Annotated in this window: 7 protein-coding genes; 1 reads left to right on the plus strand and 6 read right to left on the minus strand. The window is 72.1% G+C overall.

Going from position 1 to position 6,589, the window contains the following annotated elements:
• Positions 1 to 12: 12 nt before the first annotated feature.
• The 5 genes from ACVNF4_RS06235 to ACVNF4_RS06255 form a co-directional block, all read right to left on the minus strand.
• The gene (locus ACVNF4_RS06235; protein WP_461801656.1) at positions 13 to 711 is read right to left on the minus strand and encodes a response regulator; all 699 of its coding nucleotides are present in this window, start codon (positions 709 to 711) and stop codon (positions 13 to 15) included.
• Positions 701 to 1,966: a sensor histidine kinase gene (locus tag ACVNF4_RS06240; protein WP_461801657.1), complete on the minus strand. Its 1,266-nt coding sequence runs from the start codon at positions 1,964 to 1,966 to the stop codon at positions 701 to 703. The genes ACVNF4_RS06235 and ACVNF4_RS06240 overlap by 11 nt, the downstream gene beginning before the upstream one ends.
• A 147-nt stretch (positions 1,967 to 2,113) precedes the next feature.
• Complete coding sequence (locus tag ACVNF4_RS06245) at positions 2,114 to 2,878, minus strand: ABC transporter permease (protein WP_461801663.1); 765 nt, start codon at positions 2,876 to 2,878, stop codon at positions 2,114 to 2,116.
• A 56-nt stretch (positions 2,879 to 2,934) separates the two neighbouring features.
• The gene (locus ACVNF4_RS06250; RefSeq protein ID WP_461801658.1) at positions 2,935 to 3,846 is read right to left on the minus strand and encodes an ABC transporter ATP-binding protein; all 912 of its coding nucleotides are present in this window, start codon (positions 3,844 to 3,846) and stop codon (positions 2,935 to 2,937) included.
• Between the two features lie 131 nt (positions 3,847 to 3,977).
• Positions 3,978 to 4,169: a hypothetical protein gene (locus tag ACVNF4_RS06255; RefSeq protein ID WP_461801659.1), complete on the minus strand. Its 192-nt coding sequence runs from the start codon at positions 4,167 to 4,169 to the stop codon at positions 3,978 to 3,980.
• Between the two features lie 191 nt (positions 4,170 to 4,360).
• Between ACVNF4_RS06255 and ACVNF4_RS06260 the strand changes: the two genes are divergently transcribed.
• Positions 4,361 to 4,762, plus strand: coding sequence for a hypothetical protein (locus ACVNF4_RS06260; RefSeq protein WP_461801660.1), 402 nt, complete (start codon positions 4,361 to 4,363; stop codon positions 4,760 to 4,762).
• A 129-nt stretch (positions 4,763 to 4,891) separates the two neighbouring features.
• Here the strand turns inward: ACVNF4_RS06260 and ACVNF4_RS06265 are convergent.
• A partial coding sequence (locus ACVNF4_RS06265) for an ABC transporter ATP-binding protein (RefSeq protein WP_461801661.1) occupies positions 4,892 to 6,589 on the minus strand: 1,698 nt, incomplete at its 5' end.

The raw sequence follows: 6,589 nt of genomic DNA on the forward strand, positions 1-6,589 counted from the left end.
TTTCTCTCGTGCTCAGGGGCCGAGGATGCCCCGCTCGTACGCCACCGCGACCGCCGCCGCCCGGTCGCTGACGCCCAACTTGGCGTAGAGGTGGGTGAGATGGGTCTTCACCGTGGCCTCGCTGATGAACAGCTCCCGCGCGATCTCCCGGTTCGACGTCCCCTTCGCCACCAGCGCGAGCACCTCCCTCTCCCGCCCTGACAGCGGCTCGCTCACCGGGTTGCGCACAGCGCTGACGAGCCGTGTCGCCACCGCGGGCGACAGCACCGTCCGCCCCTGCGCCGCCGCCCGCACCGCCGTGAACAACTCGTCGCGCGGCGCGTCCTTGAGCAGGTAGCCCGTCGCCCCCGCCTCGATCGCGGGGAGGGTGTCGGAGTCGGTGTCGTACGTCGTCAGCACGAGCACCTTGGCCCGCGCACGCTCCCTGCTGAGCCGCGCGATCGCCTCGACCCCTCCCCCACCCGGCATCCGCAGATCCATCAGAATCACATCCGGATCCAGCACCGCCGCCTTCTCCACAGCCTCCACCCCGTTCGCCGCCTCCCCGAGCACCCGGAATCCGGGCGCCGACGCGAACATGCCGCGCAGGCCGTCGCGGACGACGGGGTGGTCGTCGACGATGAGGAGGGAGATGGCGTCGGGGTCGGGGTGCGGGGTGAACCCAGGGTCAGTCGGGGCGTCGGCCGGGGTGTGGGGCAGGTCATCGGTCATGGCGGACCAACGGTACGCGAGCGGAGAGGGCGGTGCCCTGGTCCGGTTCGGATTCGATCGTGAGGGTGCCGGCGATGCGTTCGGCGCGGGCGCGCATGCCGGGGAGGCCGAAGCCGCCGGTGTGGGTGCGGGCGGGGAGGGTGAGGGGGTCGAAGCCGAGGCCGTCGTCCCGGATGTCGAGGATCACCTCGTCGGTCAGGAAGGAGAGGGTGACTCCCAGGCGGGTGGCTTGGGCGTGCCGGGCGGCGTTGGAGAGGGCTTCCTGGGTGATGCGCAGGAGGGTCGCGGAGACCTCGTCGTGGAGTTGCTCGGCGGTGCCGGTCACCGTGAACTCGGCGCGGACGCCCGTCCGTTCGCCCCACTCGGCGACCGTCTTCTTCAGCGCGTCCGGCAACCCCGCGTCGGCCAGCGCGACCGGCGCGAGGTTGTGCACGGAGCGCCGCGCCTCCCCGAGGCTGTGCCGGGCGAGGTCCATGGCGCGGACGGTGTGCTCGCGGGCGGCGTCCGGATCCGGCGTGTTCGTGACGACCTGGAGCTGGGCGATGATCCCGGTCAGCCCCTGCGCGATGGTGTCGTGGATCTCGGCGGCGAGCCGCCTGCGTTCGTCGGCGACGCCCGCTTCCCGCGCCTGGACGAGAAGCTGCGCGTGCAGTGCGGCGTTCTCGTCGAGGGCCTGTTGCAGGGCGGTGTTGGTGCGTTCCAGCTCGGTGATGGTGGTGACGCGTTCACCGGACCGGTGCGCTTCCTGCTCGTTGAGGTGGGCGATCACCGACTGCAACGCGAACTGGAAGAACAGCAGCGTGACGAACACGGCCCCCTGGCCGAGGTTGTGCGGGGGCAGCCCCCCGGACTGCGCGCCGGCCACCGGAACCGCGCTGACGAACAGCCCGACCCTGCGCCATCTGCCGGGCAGCAGCTCATCGGCGTCCATGTATCCGGTGGCCGCGTAGAACGCGAAGAACGGGTTGAGCAGGGTGAGGACGAACGCGAAGGCCCAGCGGACGAGGTAGTACGCCGTCCCCGCCGGGGAGGGCGTCCGCCCCCGGTTCGGACGGCGCCGGCGGGCACCCTGCCACCACAGCTGGAGCACGAGACTCGCGACGACGAGCCCCCCGGCGGCCCACCACGAAGCGGGACCCGCCATCAGGCCGACGGCGATCGTCCCGAGGACGACGCTGATGCCGAGCATCGCGTAGGGCGCCCAGTCGCGGAGCTGCTCCCAGCGCGCTTCGATCTGCCTGTCCTGCGTGTCCATGCGTTCAGTCTGCACGGCTGCCTCCCCCTCAGGTCGACCGGCAGATGAGAGGCGGCGTCGCGGGGCTGGGCACGCACTCCCCCAGGCGTTGTCGTCGGTCCCCATGGCCCCGCCCTTTCTCCCAGCCCCCCCATGTGCCGGTCGGTCCTACTCCCAGCGGAACCAGCGCGCCGCGGCGGTCGTCAGCAGGACGATCCACGCGGCCAGCACCCCCAGGTGCCCCCAGCCGGGCCAGTCCCCCGCCGCCGCCTGGTTCAGGGCCTGCGCCGCCGCGCCGAACGGGGTGTAGCCGACGGCCGTCGCCAGGCCGTGCGGCATCGTCTGGACGGGCATCCAGACGCCCGCGGTGAACATGGACGGGAAGAACACGGCCGACCCGATGGCCCCCGCGATCTTCGTCGTCTTCGACAGCGAGCAGATCACCGAGCCGAGGCCGAGCGCTCCGAGCAGCGTCATGAGCAGCGCGAGGGCGTATCCGAACGGCTGCCTGGGGAGCGTCACGTCGAACACGAGGCGGCCCACCGTCAGCGCCAGCAGCGCCGAGGCGAGCGCCGCGACGCCGTAGACCACCATCTGGGCGGCCAGCAGCGCCGTCGGGCGGACCGGCGTCGTCGACATCCTCCGCAGGATGCCGCGCTCCCGGTAGCCGGTGAGGGTCTGCGGCATCGACTGGATGCCGCCCACGATCATCCCGAGCAGCACCGCGATCGGGACGTACGCGTCCACCGGCCGCAGTCCGCCGTACGACTTGTCCACCTCCCGGAAGGAGGGGATCGAGCCGAGGATCGCCAGGAGGATCGTGGGGAAGAGGAAGATCCAGAACAACGCGCCGGGTTCCCGCAGGAGGAGGCGGAGTTCGGTCTTGAGGACGGCGGGGCTGAAGAGGGAGGGGGTGGAGGCGGTGGTGGCCATGGCGGTCGGCTTCCGGACGGAGGGGTGGGGTGGCGCCGGGGTCGAGGAGCCGGTGTTCATGCCGTGGTCTCCTTCGCCGCCGTCAGGTCCAGGAACGCGTCGTCCAACGTGGCGTCGGTGACGCGGAGTTGGTGGGCGGTGATGTGGCGGCGCGCGAGGAGGGTGATGACGGCGTTGACGGTCTCGTCGGTGCCGGAGAGGGTGAGGCGGGCGTCCTTGTGCTCGACGGAGGAGAGGGCCGGGAGGGCGGCGAGGTCGGCCTCGTCGAGGGGGGTGGAGGGGGTGAAGCTGATGACGGTGGCTCCGGCGGAGCGGCGGATCAGGCCGGACGGGGTGTCGAGGGCGGCGATCCGGCCCTTGTCGATCACGGCGATCCGGTCGCAGAGGCGCTGGGCCTCCTCCATGAAGTGCGTGACGAGCAGGACGGTCACCCCGTTCGCGCGGACGTCCTCGATCAGCTCCCAGGTGTCGCGGCGGGCGCGGGGGTCGAGGCCGGTGGTGAGTTCGTCGAGGACGACGACCCTGGGGTTCCCGATCAGCGCGAGCGCGATGAACAGGCGCTGCTTCTGTCCGCCGGACAGCTTCGCGAACCGCGTGGTCAGCTTGCCGGTGAGGCCGAGCCGTTCCGCGAGGGGCCGCCAGTCCGCCGGGCTCGCGTAGAAGGAGGCGTACAGCTCCAGCGCCTCGCGGACGGTCAGCTTGGGCTGCAACTCGCTCTCCTGGAGCTGCGCCCCGAGCACCTGGGCGACCTGTGTGTGCTGGGTGACGGGGTCGAGCCCGGCCACCCGGACCCGCCCCGCGTCCGGCACACGCAGGCCTTCGACGCACTCCACGGTGGTCGTCTTCCCGGCGCCGTTCGGGCCGAGCACTCCGAAGATCTCCCCCTCCTCCACGGCGAAGGAGAGTCCGTCGACCGCCTTGTGGGCGCCGTACGCCTTGTGCAGATCCGTTACTTCGATGACGGGCATGGCTCAAGGCTCCCGGAACTGCCCCGCCCGCACATCGCCCGAGCAGCCAGAACCCGCCTCCACCATTCGCGGGCCCGCGCATCAACCGATCGGTTGATGCGCGGGTACGACCCGGGGGGTGACGATGCCTGTCAGAACCGGGTCTCCGGGACGGTCTCCAACTGCCGCTCCCACTCCGGGTACCGCGCGAGCTTCGCCCCGTGCAGGGCGGCCACCTTCTCCCGGATCTCCGGGTCGGCGTCGTCGGAGGCGCGGACGGCGCCCATGCGCTGGATGTGCGGGAGGATCACGTCGTCCCCGGCCAGGTGCACGGGGTCGTTCATGTACCGCTCCAGGGCGTCGAGGTCGGCACCACGTCCACCTGAGCCAAGCCCTCGACTACGCCCTGTGCCGCCGGGCCGACGGCGACCACCAAGTGGCCGCGACATGCGCATCGGAACAACTTCACCAACAGAGTCCAGAGTCACCGGTATCGGTGTCCACATCACGGGCCACCTCACTGGAAACTGGACTCATGAGTAGATACACCGAGGTCATCGTCCTGGCGCGGAGGGCGGAGGACGTGATGGAGCCTCTCACTCGCCCTGACGAGACGCGGGAGTGGCACCAATGCTTCACGCGCGTGGGGGACAACGTCTTCGCCGGGTCGGGGACACCTTCGCAGGAGTGCTGTGCCTGGGTCGTCCAGTTCGTTCGCGACAACTGGCACGGGCTGTTCACCCACCTCGAATCACTGCCCTGGCCCGCCCCCTGGTCGGTTCAGGTTCTGCTGAGGGACGAGGACGACGACTGCTTCGGCTTGTGGATGCTCCACGACGGACGACTGGTGGAGGTGGCGCTCCCCTTCACTGAACGGGAGCCGTTCTCGGACACCATCACCGGCGTGCTCTCCCGCACCGACCGTCCCGGACGTTGAGGAAACACAGGGGTCGGGCCCAGTGCTCTGGTCGACCCGTAGGCATCGCCGTCCACATGCGACGCGTCGCACCACCGCAGCACCTCGAACCGGAACCCGTCCTCACCTCGCGGGAGTAAGCCCGCCTCCTCAGTCCCCCTCCCCCCGCCCCCCATGCCAAGTCCCCCACAACTCCGCATAAGCACCCCCCGCGTTCACCAGCTCCTCATGCGTCCCCAGTTCCGTCAGCCGCCCCTCCTCCATCACCGCGACGCGGTCCGCGTCGTGGGCGGTGTGGAGGCGGTGGGCGATGGCGATGACGGTGCGGTTCGCCAGGACGGCGGCGAGGGCTCGTTCGGTGTGGCGGGCGGTGGTGGGGTCGAGGAGGGCGGTCGCCTCGTCGAGGATGAGGGTGTGGGGGTCGGCGAGGACGACGCGGGCGAGGGCGAGTTGCTGGGCCTGGGAGCCGTCCAGCGCGGTGGAGCCGGCGCCGAGTTCGGCGTCGAGGGCGCCCGGCAGGTCGCGGACCCAGTCGCCCGCGCCCACGGCGTCCAGCGCGGACCACAACTCCTCGTCCCCCGCGCCGGGTTCGGCGATGCGGAGGTTGTCGCGGACGGTCCCGAGGAAGACGTGGTGCTCCTGGGTGACGAGGACGACCTGCCGGCGCAACTGCTCGGGCCCGAGGTCGGCGACGGGCACGCCGCCGACGGTGACCGAGCCCGAGGTGGGCGCGTCCACCCCCGCAAGCAGCCGGCTGAGCGTCGTCTTCCCGGCGCCGGACGGGCCGACGACGGCGAGCCGCTCGCCGGGCCGGACCGTGAGGTCGACGCCGCGCAGCACCTCACCGCCCCGCTCGTAGGCGAACCGCACGCCGGTGACGTCGATCCGGTCGTCGGCCGGCGTCGGCGTGTCGCCCCGGACGGCGCCCGGCGCCTGCGCGATCCCCTCGACGCGGGCGAACGACGCCCCGCTGCTCTGGAGTTGCTCGACCTGCACGAGCACCTGGTCCAGCGGTTCGAAGAACTGCCGGGTGTAGAGGGTCGCGGTGACGACCGCGCCGAGGCTGATCACGCCGTGCGTGTGCAGCACCCCGCCGAGGACGAGGATCGCCGACACCGGCAGGGTGTAGGAGACCTCGACGACCGGGAAGAAGACGCTGCGCAGGAACAGGGTGTGGAAGCGGGTGCGCCGGGACACCTCCAGCGCCTCCCGGCTCGCCGCCGTCCGCCGCTCGCCGAGCCGGAACGCCTCGACGGTCCGCGCGCCCCCGGCGGTCGCGGCGAGGATCTCGGAGACCTCGGAGGTCGCGGCGCCCTCGGCGAGGTAGCCGGTGCGGGCCCGGCGCAGGTACCAGCGCAGCCCGGCCCAGATCGGCGCGAGCCCGAGGGCCGCGACCAGGCCGAGCCACGGGTCGACGAAGAAGACGGCGGCCAGCAGGAACACGGCCTGCGCCCCGCCGACCATGATCTGGGGCCAGGCGTCCCGCAGGGTCGTCCCGACGGCCGCGACGTCGGCGGTGCCGCGCGTGGTGAGGTCCCCGGTGCCGGCCCGCTCGACGACGGACGCGGGCAGCGCGAGCGTCCGGTCCACGAACTCCTCCCGCACCCGCGCGAGCGTCCGCTCCCCGAACCGGTGCGCGCTGTACCGCCCCCACCGCGCCAGCAGCAACTGGACGACGGCGGCGACCAGGATCCCGAGCGCCAGCCGGTCGACGGCTCCGACGCCCGCCCCGCTCCGGACGTCGTCGATGATCCGCCCGAGCAGCCACGGCCCCACGAGCCCGGCGCTGGCGGCCAGCATGTTGACGCCGACGACGACCGCGAGCGCCCCGCGATCCGCCCGCGCCAG

The sequence above is a fragment of the Streptomyces sp. S6 genome (assembly GCF_054880855.1).